This is a genomic window from Cloacibacillus sp. An23 (genome assembly GCF_002159945.1).
Taxonomy (GTDB): domain Bacteria; phylum Synergistota; class Synergistia; order Synergistales; family Synergistaceae; genus Caccocola.
The window spans coordinates 216419-236194 of the sequence record NZ_NFJQ01000005.1; the positions used below are offsets into that span (position 1 = coordinate 216419).

General features: G+C 58.8%; 18 protein-coding genes and 3 tRNA genes. 6 read left to right on the forward strand and 15 right to left on the reverse strand.

Features of this window, described 5'->3' with window-relative positions; translation table 11 throughout:
• Window positions 1-18 precede the first annotated feature (18 nt).
• From tssH to B5F39_RS06690, 10 genes are all read right to left on the reverse strand, one after another.
• The gene (tssH, locus tag B5F39_RS06645) at window positions 19-2787 is read right to left on the reverse strand and encodes a type VI secretion system ATPase TssH (RefSeq protein ID WP_087365205.1); all 2769 of its coding nucleotides are present in this window, start codon (window positions 2785-2787) and stop codon (window positions 19-21) included.
• Window positions 2788-2912: 125 nt separating this feature from the next.
• The gene (locus tag B5F39_RS06650) at window positions 2913-3392 is read right to left on the reverse strand and encodes an Hcp family type VI secretion system effector (protein ID WP_087365207.1); all 480 of its coding nucleotides are present in this window, start codon (window positions 3390-3392) and stop codon (window positions 2913-2915) included.
• Window positions 3393-3442: 50 nt separating this feature from the next.
• Window positions 3443-4894 carry a type VI secretion system contractile sheath large subunit gene (gene tssC, locus B5F39_RS06655; protein WP_204245058.1) on the reverse strand — a complete coding sequence of 484 codons (1452 nt, stop codon included), beginning with the start codon at window positions 4892-4894 and terminating at the stop codon, window positions 3443-3445.
• Between the two features lie 25 nt (window positions 4895-4919).
• On the reverse strand, window positions 4920-5417 hold the full coding sequence (tssB, locus tag B5F39_RS06660) for a type VI secretion system contractile sheath small subunit (RefSeq protein ID WP_087365211.1): 498 nt from the start codon (window positions 5415-5417) through the stop codon (window positions 4920-4922).
• A 293-nt stretch (window positions 5418-5710) separates the two neighbouring features.
• Window positions 5711-6880, reverse strand: a complete 1170-nt coding sequence (locus B5F39_RS06665; protein WP_087365213.1) for an MFS transporter — start codon at window positions 6878-6880, stop codon at window positions 5711-5713.
• A gap of 177 nt (window positions 6881-7057) precedes the next feature.
• Entirely contained in the window at window positions 7058-7318 is a 261-nt protein-coding gene (locus B5F39_RS06670; protein WP_087365215.1) for a hypothetical protein, read from the reverse strand.
• 105 nt (window positions 7319-7423) lie between these two features.
• The gene (locus B5F39_RS06675) at window positions 7424-7915 is read right to left on the reverse strand and encodes a GNAT family N-acetyltransferase (RefSeq protein WP_087365217.1); all 492 of its coding nucleotides are present in this window, start codon (window positions 7913-7915) and stop codon (window positions 7424-7426) included.
• Between the two features lie 9 nt (window positions 7916-7924).
• Entirely contained in the window at window positions 7925-8443 is a 519-nt protein-coding gene (gpt, locus tag B5F39_RS06680) for a xanthine phosphoribosyltransferase (RefSeq protein ID WP_087365219.1), read from the reverse strand.
• 22 nt (window positions 8444-8465) lie between these two features.
• Window positions 8466-8687: a hypothetical protein gene (locus B5F39_RS06685; RefSeq protein ID WP_087365221.1), complete on the reverse strand. Its 222-nt coding sequence runs from the start codon at window positions 8685-8687 to the stop codon at window positions 8466-8468.
• The gene (locus B5F39_RS06690; RefSeq protein ID WP_087365223.1) at window positions 8684-9541 is read right to left on the reverse strand and encodes a ComEC/Rec2 family competence protein; all 858 of its coding nucleotides are present in this window, start codon (window positions 9539-9541) and stop codon (window positions 8684-8686) included. The genes B5F39_RS06685 and B5F39_RS06690 overlap by 4 nt, the downstream gene beginning before the upstream one ends.
• Window positions 9542-9623: 82 nt before the next feature.
• Between B5F39_RS06690 and B5F39_RS06695 the strand changes: the two genes are divergently transcribed.
• Together B5F39_RS06695 and arcC are read left to right on the forward strand one after the other, a co-directional pair.
• Entirely contained in the window at window positions 9624-10565 is a 942-nt protein-coding gene (locus B5F39_RS06695; protein ID WP_158095962.1) for an AEC family transporter, read from the forward strand.
• A gap of 205 nt (window positions 10566-10770) precedes the next feature.
• Window positions 10771-11766 (forward strand): carbamate kinase, encoded by a 996-nt coding sequence (arcC, locus tag B5F39_RS06700; RefSeq protein WP_239391148.1) that lies wholly within the window; start codon window positions 10771-10773, stop codon window positions 11764-11766.
• Between the two features lie 205 nt (window positions 11767-11971).
• Here arcC and B5F39_RS06705 read toward each other — a convergent pair whose 3' ends face one another.
• The gene (locus tag B5F39_RS06705; RefSeq protein WP_087365228.1) at window positions 11972-12469 is read right to left on the reverse strand and encodes a L,D-transpeptidase; all 498 of its coding nucleotides are present in this window, start codon (window positions 12467-12469) and stop codon (window positions 11972-11974) included.
• Complete coding sequence (locus B5F39_RS06710) at window positions 12462-13538, reverse strand: DUF2157 domain-containing protein (RefSeq protein ID WP_204245054.1); 1077 nt, start codon at window positions 13536-13538, stop codon at window positions 12462-12464. The genes B5F39_RS06705 and B5F39_RS06710 overlap by 8 nt, the downstream gene beginning before the upstream one ends.
• Window positions 13539-13883: 345 nt before the next feature.
• Between B5F39_RS06710 and B5F39_RS06720 the strand changes: the two genes are divergently transcribed.
• A tRNA-Tyr gene (locus tag B5F39_RS06720) sits at window positions 13884-13969 on the forward strand.
• Between the two features lie 39 nt (window positions 13970-14008).
• Window positions 14009-14084, forward strand: a tRNA-Thr gene (locus B5F39_RS06725).
• Window positions 14085-14746: 662 nt separating this feature from the next.
• On the opposite strand, the gene B5F39_RS06730 is transcribed toward B5F39_RS06725, so the two are convergent.
• Genes B5F39_RS06730 through larE form a run of 3 tightly spaced genes read right to left on the reverse strand, consistent with a single transcriptional unit; the run spans window position 14747 to window position 17125 of the window.
• Complete coding sequence (locus B5F39_RS06730) at window positions 14747-15616, reverse strand: LarC family nickel insertion protein (RefSeq protein ID WP_087365232.1); 870 nt, start codon at window positions 15614-15616, stop codon at window positions 14747-14749.
• Between the two features lies 1 nt (window position 15617).
• Window positions 15618-16373 carry a nickel pincer cofactor biosynthesis protein LarB gene (gene larB, locus B5F39_RS06735; protein WP_087365234.1) on the reverse strand — a complete coding sequence of 252 codons (756 nt, stop codon included), beginning with the start codon at window positions 16371-16373 and terminating at the stop codon, window positions 15618-15620.
• 2 nt (window positions 16374-16375) lie between these two features.
• On the reverse strand, window positions 16376-17125 hold the full coding sequence (gene larE, locus B5F39_RS06740) for an ATP-dependent sacrificial sulfur transferase LarE (protein ID WP_087365236.1): 750 nt from the start codon (window positions 17123-17125) through the stop codon (window positions 16376-16378).
• A 691-nt stretch (window positions 17126-17816) separates the two neighbouring features.
• Between larE and B5F39_RS06750 the strand changes: the two genes are divergently transcribed.
• Both B5F39_RS06750 and B5F39_RS06755 read left to right on the forward strand, forming a co-directional pair.
• Window positions 17817-17892 (forward strand) — tRNA-Thr (locus B5F39_RS06750).
• Between the two features lie 870 nt (window positions 17893-18762).
• The gene (locus B5F39_RS06755; RefSeq protein ID WP_087365240.1) at window positions 18763-19614 is read left to right on the forward strand and encodes a hypothetical protein; all 852 of its coding nucleotides are present in this window, start codon (window positions 18763-18765) and stop codon (window positions 19612-19614) included.
• Window positions 19615-19776 lie beyond the last annotated feature (162 nt).

Consider the following 19776-nt stretch of genomic DNA (forward strand, 5'->3'; position numbering starts at 1 on the left):
GCTGCGGTTTTGCCGCGGCTATTCCTGTTCCTCCGCTTCCGGCTCGTGCGGCGTTTCCCCGGCGCACGGAGCCTCCGCCTCTTCTTCGGCGGGTTCGTCGTGGAAACGCAGCGCGAACGAGCCGTCCTCGCCGACGTAGAGCTCGGCGTGCGGCGGCATCTCTCCGCCGGACATGCGCTCGAGCATACGGTGCGCGAGCTTGGGCAGCACGGAGCCGGCGAGTATCGTCTCGATGCTGCGCGCGCCCGTCTCGGTTTCAGTGCAGCGCGATACGATAAGCTCAGTCACCTCGGGCGCTACCGTAAGCTCGACGCCGTTGTTGGCCTTGAGGCGTTTGACGACCGAGGCGAGCTTCGCCTCGGCGATGCGCTTCATAGCCTCTTCGTTCAGGCTGCGGAATGGAACGACGGTCATGCGCGCCAGCAGCGCGGGACGGAAATGGCGCGAAAGCTCGGGGCGCACCGCCTGCACGAGCGCCTCTTCGTCTATCTCGCCGCCGCCCGCCGTGAGGCTCTGGATGGTCTCGGAGGCGAGGTTCGAGGTCAGCATGATGATGGTGTTCCTGAAGCTGACCTCCTTGCCCTCGCCGTCGGTGAGCGTGCCCTTGTCGAAGACCTGATAGAAGAGATTCATCACGTCGATATGCGCCTTCTCACACTCGTCGAGCAGGACGACCGAGTAGGGCCTGCGGCGCACTGCCTCGGTGAGCATGCCGCCCTCGCCGTAGCCGACGTAGCCCGGCGGCGAGCCTATGAGACGCGACACGGTGTGCTTCTCCTGGAATTCGCTCATGTTTATCGTGACGACGCTGCGGCTGTCGCCGAAGAGTATCTCGGCGAGCGCGAGCCCCGTCTCCGTCTTTCCGACGCCCGAGGGGCCGGCGAGCAGGAATACGCCGAGCGGCCTGTCCGGAGACATGAGGCCGGCGGTCGAGGCCTGTATCGTCTTGGCTATCACGCGCAGCGCCGCGTCCTGCCCCTTGATGCGCTCGCCGAGCAGCTTGTCGAGCTCCTGCGCGACGGCGGCCTGACGGCTCGCCATGCGCCCCGCGGGGATGCCGGTCCAGTCGGAGACGACCTGAGCGACGACCTCGCCCGTGACCTCGACGTGTATGAGCCGTCCCTGCTCGTGCAGCGCTTCGTATTTTTCCTTCGCACGCTCGAAGTCGAGGCGGATGCGCTCGGCCTCCGCGCCGCCGGCTCCTGCCGCCTCGGTCTCCGGCGCTTCCGCGCCTTCTCCGGCGTTTTCAGGCTTTTCGGCGAGCTTCGCGGCAGCCAGCATCTCGCCGCGGCGCGCGATGAATTCGTCCGCCGCGTTCTTTTCCTCTTCCCAGCGTGCGCGGAGGCGCTCTTCCCCGGCCTTCGCTTCTTCTATCTCCTTTTCAAGCTCCGCGACGCGCTTTTCGTCTACTTCGGCTCCGTTCATGATGTCGCGTTTCAGCCCGTCGAGCTCGCGCTCCGCGGCCTGGCGCGCGCGCTCCGTATCTTCGAGCGGAGCGGGCTTCGACGACAGGCTGACCTTGACGCGCGCGCAGGCGGTGTCGAGCAGGTCTATCGCCTTGTCGGGCAGGAAGCGCCCGCTGATGTAGCGCGCGGAGAGGTTCGCAGCCGCTTCTATCGCGTCGTCGCGTATCAGGACGCCGTGGGCCTTCTCGTAGCTCGCGCGTATCCCGCGCAGTATCAGCGCGGCCGTGCGCGGCGACGGCTCGTCGAGCTTGACGAGCTGGAAACGTCTCGCGAGAGCCGCGTCCTTCTCAAAATATTTTTTGTATTCCTTCCACGTCGTCGCGGCGCAAGTCTTTATCTCGCCGCGCGCGAGCGCCGGTTTCATCAGGTTCGCGGCGTCGGAGCCGCCGGCCTGCCCGCCCGCGCCGACGAGCATGTGCGCCTCGTCTATGAACAGTATTATCGGCTTCTCGCTCGCCTTTATCTCGTCGAGCACGCCTTTGAGACGGCGCTCGAATTCTCCCTTGACGCTCGCGCCGGCCTCGAGCAGCCCCATGTCGAGCGAGAGCAGGGTCGAGCCCTTTATCGCGTCTGGCACGTCGCCCTGCACGATACGGAGCGCGAGCCCCTCGAGCACAGCAGTCTTTCCGACACCCGGCTCGCCGACGAGTATCGGGTTGTTCTTGCGGCGGCGCGCAAGGATGTCCACCATCTGGCGGATTTCCGCGTCGCGCCCGAATACGGGGTCTATCTTCCCGGCTTTGGCCTTCGCCGTGAAATCCTCGCAGAATTTCGCGATAAAGCTCTCGGCGTCTCCGCCCGCCGCGGCCTTCGAGGCCGGAGCCTCGGGCAGCGTCATTGAAGTCTCCTTGGAGCCGTCCGCTATCTTGGCGAAGTTCTTGAGAAGGTTCTCGCGGCTGACCGCGGAGAAGGCTTGCGTATAATCGCCCTGCGCGTAGACGGCGGGCTTGCGCAGGAAGGCGAGCAGCAGAGCGCCGGAGCGTATGCGGCTCAGCTTGAGGTCTACCGATGCGACGAGCCACGCAGCCTCCATAAGCTCGATGAGCAGCGGCGAGAATACAGGCCGTCCGCCGTTGCCGCTCCTGAAGCCGTCTACGGCGGCGTTCAGCGCGCGCTGAGCCTCCGCCGCGTCGGCGCCGAAGGTCTCGAGCGCCATCGGGATGTCGCTCTGCGGCTCCGCCATGCAGGCCAGCAGCAGATGCTCTATCGCAACCTCGTAGTGGCCGCGCCTTACGGCGTTTCCGGCGGCGTTGTTGAGCGCGAGCGTGAGAAAGTCGTTGCATTTTTCAAAAAGAGAGGCAATATCTACTCCTGTGGACATAAGTTCCTCCTTTTGCCGCGCGCGGCGGCGCGGAATTTTTCAGAGCGCCGGTACGACAGAGACAGAGGAGGACAGATGCGCTCTGCCCCTCTCTGTCTCTCGACTTGGCGCGTTACCGGGCCGGACTAGGCTTTCCAGTCGTCGGTGTATTCGATGTTTCCGTCGTTGTACGTCCACGTAATCTTGGAGTAGGTGAACTGCACGTCCTCCATGTCGTGATAGGGCTTGCTCTCCGGCAGGAAGGTGAGCGGCGTGAGCTGGTCCATCTCGACTACGATGGCGTTCTCCATTTTGACGGTGAAGTATTTTTCTTCGGTGCCGTCCGGCTTGATGCGGTAGTAGTCTACCGTGACGTCGAGCTGCTCGCCGGTGCAGCAGGCCTTGTAGAGCTTCGGCGAAGCCTGGCTCTTCGCCATCGTTATCTTATAAGGATGGTGTATCCTCTGACCGGTCGGCAGTCCGGTGTGGGTGTCCTTCGGTATCTCCACCTTGTGCTCGGTGGCGTAGACGAGGATCGAGTCCTTCTTGTCGCCGCCCTGCTCACAGTCGCCCTTGATGTCGCCCTGGCTTTTTCCCTTTAATTTCATATACGCTGTAAGTGCCATTCCAGTATCTCCTTTTCTATGTGATTATCGCCGTTAGGTAAAGGCAGCGCTTATTGCTTGTCCAGCTTCCCGACGAGGGAGAGCGTGAAGTTCGCGCCCATGTACTTGAAGTGCGGGCGGACGAGCAGATTGACGGAATACCAGCCCGGATCTCCGGGCACGTCGCTGACCTGCACCTTCGCCATGCGCAGCGGGCGCTTGCTGCGCGTGATGGCGTCTGGGTTGTCCATCTCCGTGACGTACTGGCTTATCCATGTGTTGAGCTCGCGCTCGATGTCGGCGCGCTCTTTCCAGCCGCCGATGTTCTCGCGCTGGATGACCTTGATGTAGTGGGCCAGACGGTTCATTATCATCATGTACGGGAGCTGAGTCGAGAGCTTGTAATTCATCTCGGCCTCCTTGCCCTCCGGCGTGTTCGGGAAGACCTTAGGGCGCAGCACGGAGTTCGCCGAGAAGAATGCCGCGTTGTCGGAGCCTTTGCGCATTGTCAGGGCTATGAAGCCTTCCTCAGCGAGCTCGTATTCGCGGCGCTCTGAGATGAGGACCTCGGTCGGTATTTTCGTCTGTATCTCGCCCATCTGCTCGAACTGGTAGAGCGGAAGGTTCTCGACCGCTCCTCCGCTCTGCGGGCCGATGATGTTGCTGCACCAGCGGTACTTCGCGAAGCTGTCCGCCATGCGCGAGGCCAGCGCGAAGGAGGTGTTGCCCCAGCAGAAGTCCTCGTTGCCGTCAACGGTCTCGGTAAAATTGAAATTCTTGGCTGGCGTCGTGTTCTCGCCGTAGGGCAGGCGGAGCAGGAAGCGCGGAAGCGTCAGTCCGAGATAGCGGCTGTCCTCGTTCTCGCGCAGCGAGCGCCACTTCGCGTACTGCGGCATCTCGAATATGGAGTGAAGGTCCTTGAGGTTCGGAAGCTGGTCCCACGAGTCGATGCCGAAAAACTCCTTGCCCGCCGCGCCGAGGAACGGCACGTGCGACATCGCGGAGACGCTCGCCACGTTGCGCAGCAGCTCTATGTCCTGCGGTCCCGGTCCGAAAGTGTAATTTGAGACTACCGCGCCGACCGGCTGTCCTCCGAACTGGCCGAACTCGGCGGTGTAGATGTGCTTATAGAGGCCGGACTTGACGACCTCGGGCGAATCCTCGAAGTCGTCGATAAGATCCTGCTTCGAGACGTTGAGTATCTCGACCTTGGTGTTCTGGCGGAAATCGACGTTGTCTACAAGGAACTTAAGCGAGCGCCACGAGGACTCGAGCTCGCGGAACCGGCTGTTGTGCATGATCTCGTTGACCTGGTCGGAGAGCTTCTTGTCGAGCTCGACGATCATCGCGTCAACGAGCGCTCCGCTCACCTTCGGGGCGGCGCCGCTCGAGGCTATCTCCTTGATGAACTCCTGGAGCCCGGCGCGCGTAACCTCGTATCCCTCGTCGGTGGGCTTGATCTTGGACGCCTCTATGATTTCGTCAAGCAGGCTCGAAGCAGGGGCCTCGGCCTGCTGCGGCATAGTTTCCTTCTGTTCTTCGGCCATCCTACTTCTCCTCCTCTCCGTCTATGCCGAGCTCCTGCAGCAAAGCGTCGCGGGCCTTTTCGTCGTTTACAAGGTCCTGAAGCTTCTTGCGGAAATTGGGGACGTTCGACAGCGGCCCCTTGAGAGCCTTCAGCGCCTCGCGCAGCTGCATCAGCTTCGCGAGCTCGGGCACCATCTCGACTATGGCGTCGGGGCCGAAGTCCTTCAGCGTTTTGAATTTAAGGTCGGCTGACAGCGTCGCGTCGGGGTCGTCGCCGAGCTTGTTCGGCACCTGAAGCTGCAGCGAGAGCCCCTGGCTCTGCATCACCTTGTCAAAATTATCCTTATCAACGCTGATCGGCTTGCGGTCCTCAAGCATAGTGTCGTCCTTGCGCAGAGTGAAATCCCCCAGCACCATCAGCTTAAGAGGCAGCTCGATATCTTCCTGGACGTCGCCTGTAGCCGGCCTGTAAACGATATTTACCCGTTCCTTCGGCGACGCGCTTCCCTCGTTAGGCATTTCCCCGTTAACCTCCTATTCTGAAAATAAAATCGTAATAACTCAAAAAATGCGAACAACCGGGCCGCTTCAAAACATACGGCGGATAGCGCTCTATCTGTGTACTACTATATATTCTAGGCTAACGAGTGTCAAACGGATTGCACGTAATGGCAAGGTGAAATTATCCGGCTCCGGCTTACGCATACAATAGGCGCACAAACGAAGAAAACAGCGCGGCGCGTACACGGCGGACGGCGCTTTTCGGGCCGCCGTTGAAAACAGCGAGATGCCGGCGCAGCTCCGCGGCGTTTTTATTCCGATTCCGCGCCGCGCGCCGGGCGGAGAAAGAAAGAGCCTATCAGCGGTATAATGGCGACCGCCGCCATAGCGAAGAACGAAGCCCTAAGCCCGAAGCTGTCGGCGAGCATCCCGAGCAGCGGCACCGTCAGCCCGCCGATGCTTATCGCAAGCCCGAGCGTCACGCCGGAAGCGAAGCCGACGTGGTTCGGAAGATACTGCTGCCCGAGGACGACCATCGGGCTGTATGAGAAGTAGAGAGATGCGACTATCGGAAGCATGAGCGCGCCCGCGAGATATACGCTGCGCGTCGAGGCGAGCAGCAGTATCGCCGGGATGTAGACGGAGAGGCTCAGCCGTATCATCCTGCGGCAGCCGAAGCGGTCGGCGAGCCTGCCGCCGATCAGAGTGCAGGCCGCGCCCATAGCGTAGTATACGCTGAGCGCAGCGCTGCCCGCAGATTCCGTCTGGCCCAGCTCGTGTATCCAGTAGAGCGCCAGGAAGGTATTCATGCCGCACATCATTATCGAGCGTCCGAATATCACGAGACAGAGGCGCGCGAAGGCTCCCCAGTCGTCCGCTCCGCGCGCCGCGGCGCCCGAGGAGGCCCTGCCCCTGCTCGCACCGAGCTCCGTCAGGCTGCCGTACTGCGAGAAGAAGAGCGCGCATGCGATTATCTCCATCACGAGGAACACGCCGGTGCCGCGCATCCCGAATGTCAGTATCGCGGTCGAGACTATCAGCGGCCCAAGCGAGAAGCCGAGGCTGCCGCCGAATGAGAAAATGCCGATGCTGCGGGCTTTGTCGTGCTGACCGGAAGCGTAGTTTACAAATTTCACGGCCTGCGGGTGGAAGAGCGAGACGCCTGTGCCGCTTAGGACGACGGCGCAGCACAGCCCGAAGAAGCTCGAGGTGAAGCCGGTCAGCGCGATGCCGCCGCCGGCCATAAGCATGCCTATAGGGATGGCCCACGCGGTGTTGCGCTTGTCGGAGACGTAGCCGATGAGCGGCTGTACGGCCGAGCCGACCAGGTTCGATATCATGACGAGCGAGGCCGCCGTCGCGTAGCTGTAGCCGTAGGCCGCAATGAGGAACGGAAGCACGGCGGAGAGCGCCCCCTGATTTATATCCGAGCAAAAGTGCCCGAGCGACATCAGATACTTATACTTCGTATTGCGCTGCAATCAGTCCATCTCCCCGCCGTTATCACGAGCTAAGCAATATTGCCGATTTTAACACTTTTTTAACAGGCGCGGAATACGCGGGCACGGAAAGTTCACGCGCGCGGAATCCGGGCGGCGCGTTTCGCCGGATATCCACGCGCGGCCGGCGTCATCGCCGCTTATGCTGCGCGCGCCGGTTTATTGAGTTTCACATAGCGTCTCCGATATTTCACAGCGCGCGGATTCCGCCTGCTTCATCTCGCGGTGCGGAAGAAAATCGCAGGATTTCGTCCTACAAAGATGGCATGAGCAGTGTATCTTTCCCTTGGCGAGCCGTCCCGGCCTGCCGCGCGTCCATGCGTTTACATATTCTTCTCCGCCGACGCGCCTGAGTATGGAAATCTTTCTTTTGATAACGCGCCGCCGCTGTCTTCTGCGGTATTCTCTGGTTCTTTCCAAAACTTATCACTCCCGGACGATTCGGGCCGCCTGCACGGGGCGTCTGGGAAATTCCCCCGTACAGGCGGCTTATGTGGTCCGGGCGTGAAAGGAAGCGTGCGCGTGTCATCGTCCTGATTTGCCGCCGCCATTCGCTTCAAGCTCGCGGCGCATGACGGAGACGGTCTTCGCGTAGCCCGCGCGTTCGTAGAGGCGGCGCGCGGCGGCGTTGGCCTCGAGCACGTTCAGCTCCATGTATTCGAGCCCGCGCCCGCGCGCCCACTCTTCGCAGGCCGCGAGCAACGCGCTTCCTACGCCGCGCCCGCGCAGCTTTTCGTCTACGCATATGTCCATGAGGAAGGCGTAACGCCTTTGCGCGACGCCCGCTAGTTTCGCGGACTCGCGGCTCTGGAGCAGAGCGAAGCCGAGAGCCGCGCCCTCCTCTTCGGCTATCAGAATATCGGATTTGTCGGAAGTTATAGTATCTTTTATAAAACTTTCGTCCTGTTCCTCGTTCGTGCGGTAGAGCGGCGCAAGTTCGTAAAGGCGCGCTATTATCTGACGGTAGAGCCGCATTATCTGCGGAATGTCGCGCGGCGCGGCTTCACGTATTTTCATCGTTCTGCGCTAATCGCGCGGCATTTCGCGCCTGATGTCCGCGATGGGCGGCACGAAGTCAGCCGCGGCCGCCGCGTCCCAGGGGAAGAGAACCCACGTGTCCTGGCTGACCTCGGTGATGAAGCTGTCTACGAGCGCGCGGCCGGCCGGTTTCGCGTAGACGGTCGCGAAGTGCGCCGCTCCGAACATTCCGCGGACTATCTTCGCCGTCTTGCCCGTGTCCACGAGGTCGTCTATCACGAGCCACGTTTCGTCCACATGCGCCAGGTCGGGACGTTTCAGAATATCAGCCGACGCGGCCTGGTCGCGCATCGTGTAGCTTGAAATGCAGACCGTATCCACGAGCCGTATGTTCAGCTCGCGCGCTATGACGGCGGCGGGGACGAGGCCGCCGCGCGCGACCGCGACGATGCGGCTCCAGTCTGAGCGCACGTCCAGCAGCTTCCACGCAAGCGCGCGGCAGTCGCGCTGAAGCTGCTCCCACGACACGGGGTAATTTTTGCGGTATCTCGACGATGTACCCGACATTGCGAAATCTCCCTTCCGCACGCTAGAGCGAGTCGCCTAGCGAATCGAGCAGCGCGTCGATGTCGTCCTTGTAATCGTTTCCCGGCTCGAGCGAGAGGCGCATCGTCACGCCGTCGCCCTCGCGCGCCCCCTCGGGCAGCAGCGCCGCGGGAAACTCGAACACCGCGCCGTCGAGCAGCATCAGCCGCGCGACGCCGGAATCCACCGCGTCTATGAAAAGTTTAAGCTCTTTATGCGAACTCATTTGACCACTCTCTTTCTCTCGAACGTAACGCTTTTTCCGTCGGTGCGCAGCTTGACCGGGCCGTCCGCCGTGTCGAAGCGCAGTATTCCGGCTTTGCGCACAGCGCTCACGACCTCTTTGTGCGGGTGTCCGTAGCTGTTGCCGCGCGCGTAGCTGAGTATGATTATATCCGGCGAGACCTCGCGCAGAAGAACGGCGTCCGTCCCGTTGCGCGCGCCGTGGTGGGCGGCCTTAAGCACAGCCGCGCGCGGCATGGGCGCTATCGTCTCCTGTTCCTCCTTCTGCGCGTCGCCCATCATAAGGAACGAGACCTCGCCGTATGTTACGAGAACGATCAGCCCGTTGTTGTTCGCGTCGCTGTCGGTCCCCTTGAGCGTCTTCGCCGGGGCTAACACGTCGAGCTTCACGCCGCCCATCTTCGTCGAATAACCGCGTTTCGGCCGCCCGAACGGAATTTTCTTATCTTTTATCGTCTGATAGAAATCGCGCTGGATCTTAGAGCCGTGGTTGTAGCCGGAGTCCCATATCTTTTTTACCGGAATCTTCGCGAGAAGCTCCTTCATCCCTCCGATGTGGTCCTCGTGCGGATGAGTCGCGACGAGCAGGTCGATTTTGCGCACGCCGCACGATTTGAGATAATTCACGGTCTTCTTCGCATTCTTGCGCGTTCCCGCGTCGAAGACTATCGTCTCCCCGCCAGGCAGCACGAACAGCGAGCAATCCCCCTGCCCGACGTCGAGAGCGTAGTACCGGAGCTGAGCGGCCTTCGCCGCCTCGGACGGAGAGAGAAAGAGCGCCAGCGAAGCTATCGCCGCGAGCAGGAAAAACGCTAATTTGTTTAATTTGAATTTCATGGCACGACCTCCCGCAGACCGGGGCGCGCCCCGTAATCTGCGCTATAATGGTACTTTATCAAAGGAAGAAAGGAAAGACGCGATGTTCGGATTCTTTCTCGTGATGCCGCTGGTCATCATTATAGCGCTGGGCAACATACTGAGGAGACGCGGCTTCTACAGCGACGGCGACGTCGCGGCGCTTTCTAAGACGCTGTATTGGGTTATCCTTCCGATGCTGCTTTTCCGCACGACATATATTTCAGGGACGGAGGTTCTTTCGCAGCCTAATTTACTTATCGCTGTCAACATATGTTATGTAGCCACCTTAGCCGCGGCGTGGCTGGGGGCCGCGCGCTTCGCTCACCAGGGAGACATGCGCCGCGTCGCAGTCTCCGTGCTCTCCGACTTCCGCTCGAACAACATATACCTCGGCTTCCCCGTCATCCAGCTCGCGATGGGCGAGGCAGGGCTACATCTTGCATCTGTGTATATCGCCGTGAGCATGGCTTTCTACCAAATTTATTCTATCGGTGGAGGCGAGGTAGCCGTGACTGGAAGGATAACGGCGGCAAACCTTGCTGGCATAGCGCGCAAGCTATTAACGAATCCTATGCTCGTTTCCTGCGTCGCAGGCATCGGAGCTGCCCTGCTTTCTGTGCCGGTACATTTTGTCTTTGACGAAACAATGAAGCTTGTCTCAGGAGCCGCGACGGCGGTAGCGCTGCTGGCTCTAGGCGGCACGCTTGATATACCAGAAGCGCATCGTGTTATAGAAATCATGCGTCGCACATGGTTCGACATTCTGATAAAGCTCATTCTTAATCCTCTGATTATGTGGGGTGCGCTCACAGCCTTCGGGATTTCCGGAGACCTCGCGCGCGTCACGGTCATGCTCAGCTCGATGCCATGCGCCGTCAACTGCTTCATAATCGCCAAGGGCATGGGCATGGACGGAGACTACGCTGCGGACCTCGTAGCAGCGACGACTCTTCTCGGCATAATTTCTATTCCGGCTTGGGCTTACGCGCTCGGCATAGTTTAGCTCCGTTTCTATAAAAAAATGTGAACCATACATAAGCCCACGGTTTCTGTGTGAAGCGCGGGTCAGCCGTTTATTCTGCAAAAATCGCAAAAATCCGCGGCGGCGTGAATTTTATATTGAACTTAATGCGCTGTTTGGTTTATAATATCGGGACGGAACTCATATACTCTATCTGAAAATTTCTATAACGAAGGAGTGCGCTGCGATGATGGTACCACATTCGGTAAATGCGGAGAGAGACGGAAAGGCTACTAAGGTAGTAATAGCGCTCGGCGGCAACGCGCTGATGGAGGCAGGCACGCCTCCGACCGCGGAGGAGCAGCTCAAGGTCGTCAAGAAAACCTGCGAGAACCTAGCGGACATCAGCTGCAGCGGCTATGAGATGGCCGTCGTCCACGGCAACGGCCCACAGGTCGGACGCCTCGTGCTCCAGCAGGAGATAGCGGCGGCGGAGCAGCCCGACCAGCTTCCGGCGATCCCATTCGACTGCTGCGGCGCTATGACCGAGGGCTACATCGGCTACCAGATACAGCAGAGCCTGCGCGACGCGCTCCGCAACAGGAACCGCAACGTCCCGGTCGTCACCATCGTGACTCAGGTAATAGTGGATGCCGACGACCCGGCCTTTGAAAAGCCGACGAAGCCGATCGGACGCTTCTACAACGCCGAGGATGCGAAGAAAATGGCGGAGGAAAAGGGCTGGACGATGAAGGAGGACTCTGGCCGCGGCTGGCGGCGCGTCGTCCCGTCGCCGAAACCCAAGCGCATAGTCGAGCTCGACTCCGTCAAACGCCTCTGGGACACGACGATAGTCGTCACGGCGGGCGGCGGCGGCATCCCCGTCGTTGAGAACATGGACGGCTCGCTGACCGGAGTCGCAGCGGTCATAGACAAGGACCTCGCGGCGGAGCGCCTCGCCGAGGACATGGAGACAGACATTCTGCTCATCCTCACCGAGGTCGAGAACGTCTACGTCAACTTCGGCAAGCCCGACCAGCGCGCGCTCTCGCACATAACCGTCGCCGAGGCCATAAAGTACATGGAAGAAAAACAGTTCGGCGCCGGCAGCATGGAGCCGAAGGTAATGGCGGCGATAAAGTTCGCGCGCCGTTTCCCCGGCAAAAAGGCGATAATCACCTCGCTCGCGAAGGCCAAAGACGCGCTCGAAAACGGAGCCGGAACAGTCATCACGATGGCGTAGCACCGAAATTTTACGAAATCCCCGAAAAACACATCCCCGCGCCCGGAGCCTCGGACGCGGGGATGTGTTTATAATCAGTCCGTTCTGCATAAAACCTATACCACTCCGCAAATCTCCTGTACAGGCAAAACGCAGCGACCGATGCGCGCCCTTTCATGTTTGCCCAGGAACACGCGGAACCTCAGAACTGACGCCGCGCGCAAGGCTACGGCCTTATCACGACGCGCATCCCTATTTTTATATATTTCTCCTTCAGCTTCGCGACGTCGGCATTCGTGAGGCGGATGCAGCCCTCCGTCGCGTCCGTCCCTATAGAGGCCGGGTCGTGCGTGCCGTGGATACCGATACCGCGCCAGCCGGTCGCAAGCCGGATGAACCACGGGCCGTACGCACCCTTTATCTCTCCCCTGCCGTCGCCGAAATCGTGGCTCCACCACGATGCGTCCTGGATCTGCTCGACCGTGAAGCTCCCCTCCGGCGTCCGCATATCGCCTACGCGCTCCTTTTGGCCTTTGTTCTTCCCCACCGCTATTCCGAAACTCTCCACTACGCCGCCGCCGGACATGACGCGCAGGAGATGTTCTCCCTTTGAAACGTCGAGCCATATCTCGGCGCCGCCCTCCGCAGCGAAACACGCGCCGGCAAAAATCGCCGACGCCGCCAGCGCCGCGATGAATACGCATATCGCTCGGAATTTAATCATCTCGGCCGTCCTCCGCGCCGTCCGACCCTCGCCCACGCCGCGCGGCGTTCCATATACGCTCCGCCTTCGAGCCGAGAAGCCACAGGCTCGCCCCCAAAATAAGGAAGAAAAGCCCCTTGTTCATAGCGTTCCAGAAATTCTCAAAAAAGCGCGTATAGACGTTGACGGCGAGAAAAACCGCGCCGTAGCCGCGCAGCATCATGTCGTCGCTCCTGATGCCGAGCCACAGCGAAACGCCCGCCGCCGCCGCGAAAACGGCGCACCAGAGAAAAAGCTCCGCGCGTCCTGTCTGACGCCAGCTCCCGTCCGCCAGCCCGTTATTCCCGAAAATCGACATCATCCACAAACTGACGAAAAGGAACAAAAGCCCAACTGAAAGCGTCTGGCGACGAAAACAGGCTAAACGCGGCGAACGCTCCATAAAACACTGCGCAGCTACGAGCGCGACGCCGTAAAGCGCGAACCGCGCCGGGTAATTCATCCCAAGCCAATAAGCGCCCCAGCCGGAAACATACCCCGTCTCCGCACCGAGCCAGCTCCCGAGCGAAAAAAGCGCGAAAATCCAGACGAGCGATGAGCCCATGGCGACGGCGATAACCGCGTAAACCGCAGCCGCCAGCGCCAGCAGCAGAGAAAAATGCCCGTCCTCGCCGCCGAGCGCGACGCCTAGCCACGCTATCGACGAAGCCGTAGACAGCACGCCGAGCATCAGCACAGCCTCGTTCGTAAAAACGCGCTCCGGCCTGCGCAGCCGCCGCCGGTACGCCGCCGCGTAAAAAACAGCCGCAAGCGCGGCGAAAAAGACGCACTTCACGAGAGGCGCGCTCCCGAAAACACGCCGTATAAGCGCGACGAGCCACTCCGTCTGAAGCAGCGCCGCGATTCCAACGGCAAAACAGCAGAGCGCGAGAACGAGCAGCCAGCGCGCCGTGCGCCGCCAGTCGAACGGAAGCGGCGACACACTGCCGCGCAGCCGCCGCGCCGTCTCGGCGTCCACGACGCCCGCGCCCTCCCACACATCTATCATCTCCGCAACGACGGCATAGCGCCGCTTTGAAATCTCTATCATCCTAACGCCCCTTTCAAAGCCGCGAAAAATCAATACACGCCGCTATTGTAAGCCACGCGCGCAAATTGAGCCAGAGCCGGCGCCGCGCGGCGTTCCGCCAGGCATGGCGAACTTGCCGCACGCGCGCGCCGCGCGGCACAAAGCAAAGCCGAAACCGCCGCCTCAAAACTTATGCGCGCGGCGTAAAACACACATCAACTCCAGACCTCCTCCCAAGCTGCCGGCCGCTTCGCTCGCAGGCGAACGCCCCGCCGAAAACATAAAAAAACGCCAGGGCATATTGACAAATCATCAATATCCTGTAAAATATCTCCTCGTAATGCCGCTGATTGCGGCGATGTGAGTGCTAGGATGGCCGAGTGGTCAAAGGCAACAGACTGTAAATCTGTCGGCGAGAGCCTACGCTAGTTCGAACCTAGCTCCTAGCACCATTTTTTATGTAAGCGCCCTTACCGCGCACACGGACCAACGCCGACTTAGCTCAGTAGGTAGAGCACATCCATGGTAAGGATGGGGTCTCCGGTTCGAGTCCGGAAGTCGGCTCCATGAATATCAAGGGTTTTCGGGATTTCCGAAAGCCCTTTTTTATTCCTCCATACTCAGTATGTACTCAAAGTGTGATTCCCGACGTGATCAGCTCTCCGCTTATATGAGCGTCTGGATTCTTTTCCATCCGTCTTGTGCAGTCCGCGCAAATGATTCTCGGCCTCCGCATGGAGGCGCGCATGGCGTTGGTCGGACGCGCGTCGGGGCAAGCGACCGGAATTCAGTCGCCCTGTGGATTTAAATAAGGCGGCCTCTTTGCAGAGTCTCACCTAAACGCTGCAGCGGACCGGCACTTATGCTTTTCGGCGATGATCTCACGGTGAACGCAGGAGGCCGATTAAGACGCAGCCCCTTTCGATCTTATCTCATACGTAACGGACGGAAGCGCCGCGTGGGCCGCAGTATTTTATCAGACGCAGGGAAATTGGGAAACGCAGCAGATTTTTTATAAAAAGTGCGCTCGGCATAAAAGTTATAAACATGGGCGGGCTTTCGGCATATCATGCGGCGTGCTTGGGCGGTTCCGCATTTTACGGAGGATTTTCAATCAAGGCGCGGCGAAGATCCGGCATGATATGAGAAAGCCGAAGGTTTTGCGCTGAAATGTCCGCGTGCAGCCTTCGGCTGATTCCGCTGTATAACGTTCTTTAGCTGCGTTTCGTTTATTCCGCTTCGCCGAGCATCGCGCGGACGCAGTTGGCGCGATCTTCGAAGTTTTTCATGCCCATGCCGTAGCCGGTTTTTTCTAGGCGCATAGGGGGAAGCGCCCCGAAGCAGGAGACAAAATGCTTCAGCAGAGCCGCGCCGGTCGGGGTGCATAGTTCGCCGCGCACATCTCCGCCGTATATCGGGACGCCCTCGAGTATGCGCGCCGTCGCCGGCGCGGGGACGGGCATGACGCCGTGGGCGCAGCGCACGGCTCCGCTTCCGACGTGAACGGGCGAGGCGGCGACGCGAGCTGGCGCGATTTCGAGCATGAGCAGTGAGACGGCGGCGACGTCGGCTATCGCGTCCATCGCGCCGACTTCGTGAAAGTGTATCTCAGAGACTGGAACGCCGTGGACTGAGCTTTCGGCTGCGGCGATTATTTTATATACGGCAAGCGCGTCGGCTTTCGCCTCTTCCGGCATGTCGAGGGAGGCGAATATTTTTTCTATGTCGCTCATGCCAGCGTGGTGATGATGTCCGCCGCAAGCATGCTCGGACATGTGCTCTTCGCCGCGCGCGTGCTCGCATGGCTTTTCATGGATATGCTCGTGACGACGCTCGTGCCCGCCTGTTTCGCGGCAAGAGCGCTCATGAGCGTGTCCGCGTTCTTCCGCGCCTTCTTCCCCGCCGTGTACAAGCACTTCCATACGCGTGCCTTTTATGCCGCATTTGACGCATGGGGCGGCGCGGTATTCGACGCCTGGAATTCCGAGCGTGTTGAGCTTTTCGACGAATTTTACAGGATCCGGCGTGAGTTCGAGCAGCGCCGCAGTAAGCATGTCTCCGGCGGCGCCCATGCCGCAGTCTATGTATAAGGTCTTCATTCTATTTCACTCCTATGTGGTTTATCATGCTCGCAAGGTAGCCCGCGCCGAAGCCGTTGTCTATGTTGACTACGGAGACGCCGCTCGCGCATGAGTTTAGCATCGAGAGGAGCGCGGAGAGGCCGCCGAAGGAGGCCCCGTAGCCGACGCTGGTCGGCACGGCGACGACGGGGCAGTCGGCAAGGCCGCCTATCACGCTCGCGAGCGCGCCTTCCATGCCGGCTATCGCTACGATCGCCGACGCGCCCATTATCTCGTCCATGTGCGCGAGCAGCCTGTGCAGCCCCGCGACGCCGACGTCGTAGAGCCGGGTCACTCTGTTGCCGAGCGCCTCGGCTGTGATAGCGGCCTCTTCCGCCACGGGCATATCGCTCGTGCCGCCGGTAGCGACGACTATCGTGCCGCGTCCGTCTGGCTCGGGCATCGCCCCGGCTATGCCGACGCGCGCCATCTCGTAGTATGTCATCGGCACGGCGCGTTCGACGGCGCGCGCGGCTTCTTTCCCCATGCGAGTTATGAGCACCGTCTTTTGTCCGCCTGAGAGCATCGCGGCGGCTATTTCGGCTATCTGCTCCGGCCTTTTGCCGGCGCCGTAGATTACTTCGGCTATGCCCTGCCGCAGAGAGCGGTGGCTGTCTATCTTAGCGAAGCCGAGGTCTCGGAATGGGGCTTCGCGCAGTTCTTCCATCGCTTCGTCCACCGTCGTCTCCCCAGCCGCAAGGCGGACGAGAAGCTCGCGTATATTTTTCTTATCCATTTTTATCTGCCCTCCATGTCGAGAAGCACCGTGTCGAAGTACGGAGCGAGCGCCGATTTTATCTCGAATCGGCGCGCCGCCGCGCCGATTATCTGCGATTCCGGCAGCTGCACGCGCGCCGCGCCGTGGAAGAGACGCACTCGCAGGTCGGAGAAGCCGAGGGCCGCGAGCGCCGATTCCGCGCCCTCGACGCGGCGCAGCATATCCGCGTCTATCGCCGTCCCAGCCGGGACGCGCGTCGCGAGGCAGGCGTAGGCTGGCTTGTCCCATGTGAAGAGCCCCGCCTCTGCTGATAGGCGGCGTATCTCATCCTTCGCGAGGCCGCACTCGCGCAGCGGCGAGCGCACGCGCAGCTCGCGCAGGGCGCGCATTCCCGGGCGGTCGCCCTCGTCGTCCGAAGCGTTCGTCCCGTCGATTATCAGGGAAAATCCATCCTCCGCGGCCGCGCGCGCTATCGCGCCGAAAATCCGTTTCTTGCACAGATAGCAGCGGTCGGGCGGGTTCGCCGCGACATCCGCGCAGTCCAGCACAGAGAGCGGAATCACCGTCATCCGTGCGGAAAGCTCGCGCGCGAGCCGGCGCGCGTCATCGAGCTCAAACTCCGGCTGAAACTCGCTCTTTACGTAATACGCGCGGAAATCCGCTCCGCAGCGCGATGCAGCGTACATGAGGTACGCAGAGTCGGCGCCGCCCGAAAAGGCGAGCGCTAGGCGCGGGTTCTCCTCGAAAAATTTTTCAAGCGCCGCCGTCATGCGCGGCACCTTCTATTTGCATAATAATAAATGCGCATACAGCACCTCCGCGCGGACAGTCGCGTCCGCGTATACGACGCCTTCAGGCGCGGATTTCTTCTTCGGCGGAAAATGCGGCGAAGGCCGCGAAACGCCGCTTCTGCGGCGGCGTCCCGTCCAAGCGGGACGCGTCGCCAGAAGTCCGCGCTCCGCGAGGAACGCCCCGCGCGGAAAAGGCCGCCTCAAGAAGCATAAAGGCGGGAGCGGACTCCAAGTCAACGGTTTATTTTAATATCCGCGCGGAAAATTTTCCAGAGCGCCGCACGGCGGCGGAAACGGCGGCATATAAATTCGTCGGACATCTGCTGCATCAATGATAAAGACCGAGTCATGACTTCACTATAAGAGCCGATTCAGCGCGGCATGTTCATTCTGCCCGCGATATGCTTGGAACCGCCCTCCCGTCAGCGGACTTGTGGTGAAGTTACTTTAACAATGGACGCGCCCCCAGCTTCTTAATGTTTACGCATCCACATCGGCATGTAATCGACATATATCTTATACATAACCGGCCCCTGTATTTTCTCTTTCTGGCTCCCTGCCGCATATTTATGGCAACCCTACGGCAGACGAAAGGCTAAGGCCGCGCCTCGTTTGACAAGGCCATGAAATCAGATATAATATTTTGCGTCGTTCAGCTAGAACGCACCGCGCCGGTGTAGCTCAGCTGGTAGAGCAACTGACTTGTAATCAGTAGGTCGGAGGTTCGAATCCCCTCGCCGGCTCCAGTGATATCAAGGGTTTTCGGGATATTCCCGGGAGCCCTTTTTCTATATCTTTTATTCAAACCCACCCCAAACCCACCAAAAACAAAATTTCGCAAAAAATTTGTTTAGTCGTGAAAAATCTGTTACTGTCATAAGTGAAATAAAAAACATCAAGCGCGGCGCGCAATCACAGCGTACAATAGGTGCCACGCCGCGCGAAGGAGAACGATAATGACGGAGAAAAAACGCAGACAAAAATTGAGATAGTATCCGAACGACAGCTCTGTGAAGAATGGGGCATCAGCAGGGAAACAATGAGAAAAATACGAAACAAAGGCATCCCGGGACAAAGCCATATGCTGCCATACCATATTCTAAGCATCGGCGAACGTCAGGGGATAGTCTACTACCGCCATGAGATCAATGAGTGGCTACTCGGACTTCCTTCATACACCGGCGCATCACACTATATACCGCCTAGATCACGCCGCGGCCGCCCAAGAAAGACGCAGAATACTGCAAATAGTGTTGACGCATATTCCGACAGCGGTATCTACGGCAACGAGATCGCCTGCTAGCAACAGAGTTATATCGATAAGTAAGAGAGGGCGCCACTTCACCCTCTCTTAAATTTTTTGTTTGAAATCCTGAGCGCAAACAAGTTATGCCGGATGATCATTCTCCAGCGTACAAGATTTCATGTTTAGATCGTAATGAATGGACATAACCATTCCACATGCTGCCGGTATCTCGCGCTTTTGCTGTGCGCAGATACTTTAGGCGTATTCTTCTTAATTATCACTTACTAAATTAACCGCTACGGAAACGCAATAAATTCGCAGATATATTCCCGTAAACATGCATCTTATCCCATTTTACGGGGGAATTATCATGCCTGCGAAAGTTAGTAATATACAGCCGCGCGCTGTTATTGACAGCGCCGCAGTCCATTTTCCTTTATTCTCATATTATGAGCGCCCTAAAATAAAAACTGCGAACGGCGTCAAGTTCTGGCAATATTTCGGCCATTGGTACACGACGTTTGAGCTATCCAGATACGATTTAAACTGTACGTATACACCTTATCTGCCGGAAACGCCTGCCTATGCACAGAACAACATCAATACGCCTACCTATAAAAGCATAAGATCGGCGATAAACCGTATTTATCGCAGTTATCTGGACGTCATATCCCCGCAGGATAGAGCGATCTTATATAGCCTCCTAAGCAGCGGTGATTACGTCTACGCACCGAGGATAACACGCCTGGACATAGCTTTTGACCTTCCCAGCTGCATTGTCCCCACACCGGCAGACTTTATCCGATATGTGCAAAAAGGCAGAGGCAGCGGAAACCGTTACCTGAAAGCAGCAACTGCCGATGGAATATATAGTTATGACAAAAGACACGACTCATGGCAGTTGGTACAGCAGCAGCCGGATGGTTCAAAGCAAGCAATTGATACCAAGCCTTACTTCATGGGTTATAAAGAACGATTAAGACAGGCTCTACTGAAAAATGAAGTAACAATATATGTAGGAACCCAAAATGGCGAAATAAAGATATATGGCAAAAGAGGGCTCATATGTTACGAACTCTCGGCACGGAGGATGATTCTGCGCAAGATAATGCCGGACAGACGTCTGTGTGTTTTGCGTAACCCGTTAATGTTACAGGGACTTTTTGCAAACGCCGCTAAACGAATAGCTGAAAATAACTGTCAAGGCAACGGCATGGCTTGATATTTTGTTATTCTTTTGATCATTTTTAATACAAGCTATGGATATATAGTAAAACGCTTAATTTTATTCTGTGATACAGCTGATGTTTTGTCGCTTTCTGTTAAAAAATAATGTTTAGGAATAAAAACAAAAAACGGCGAAAAAGGTGTACCTTTTTCGCCA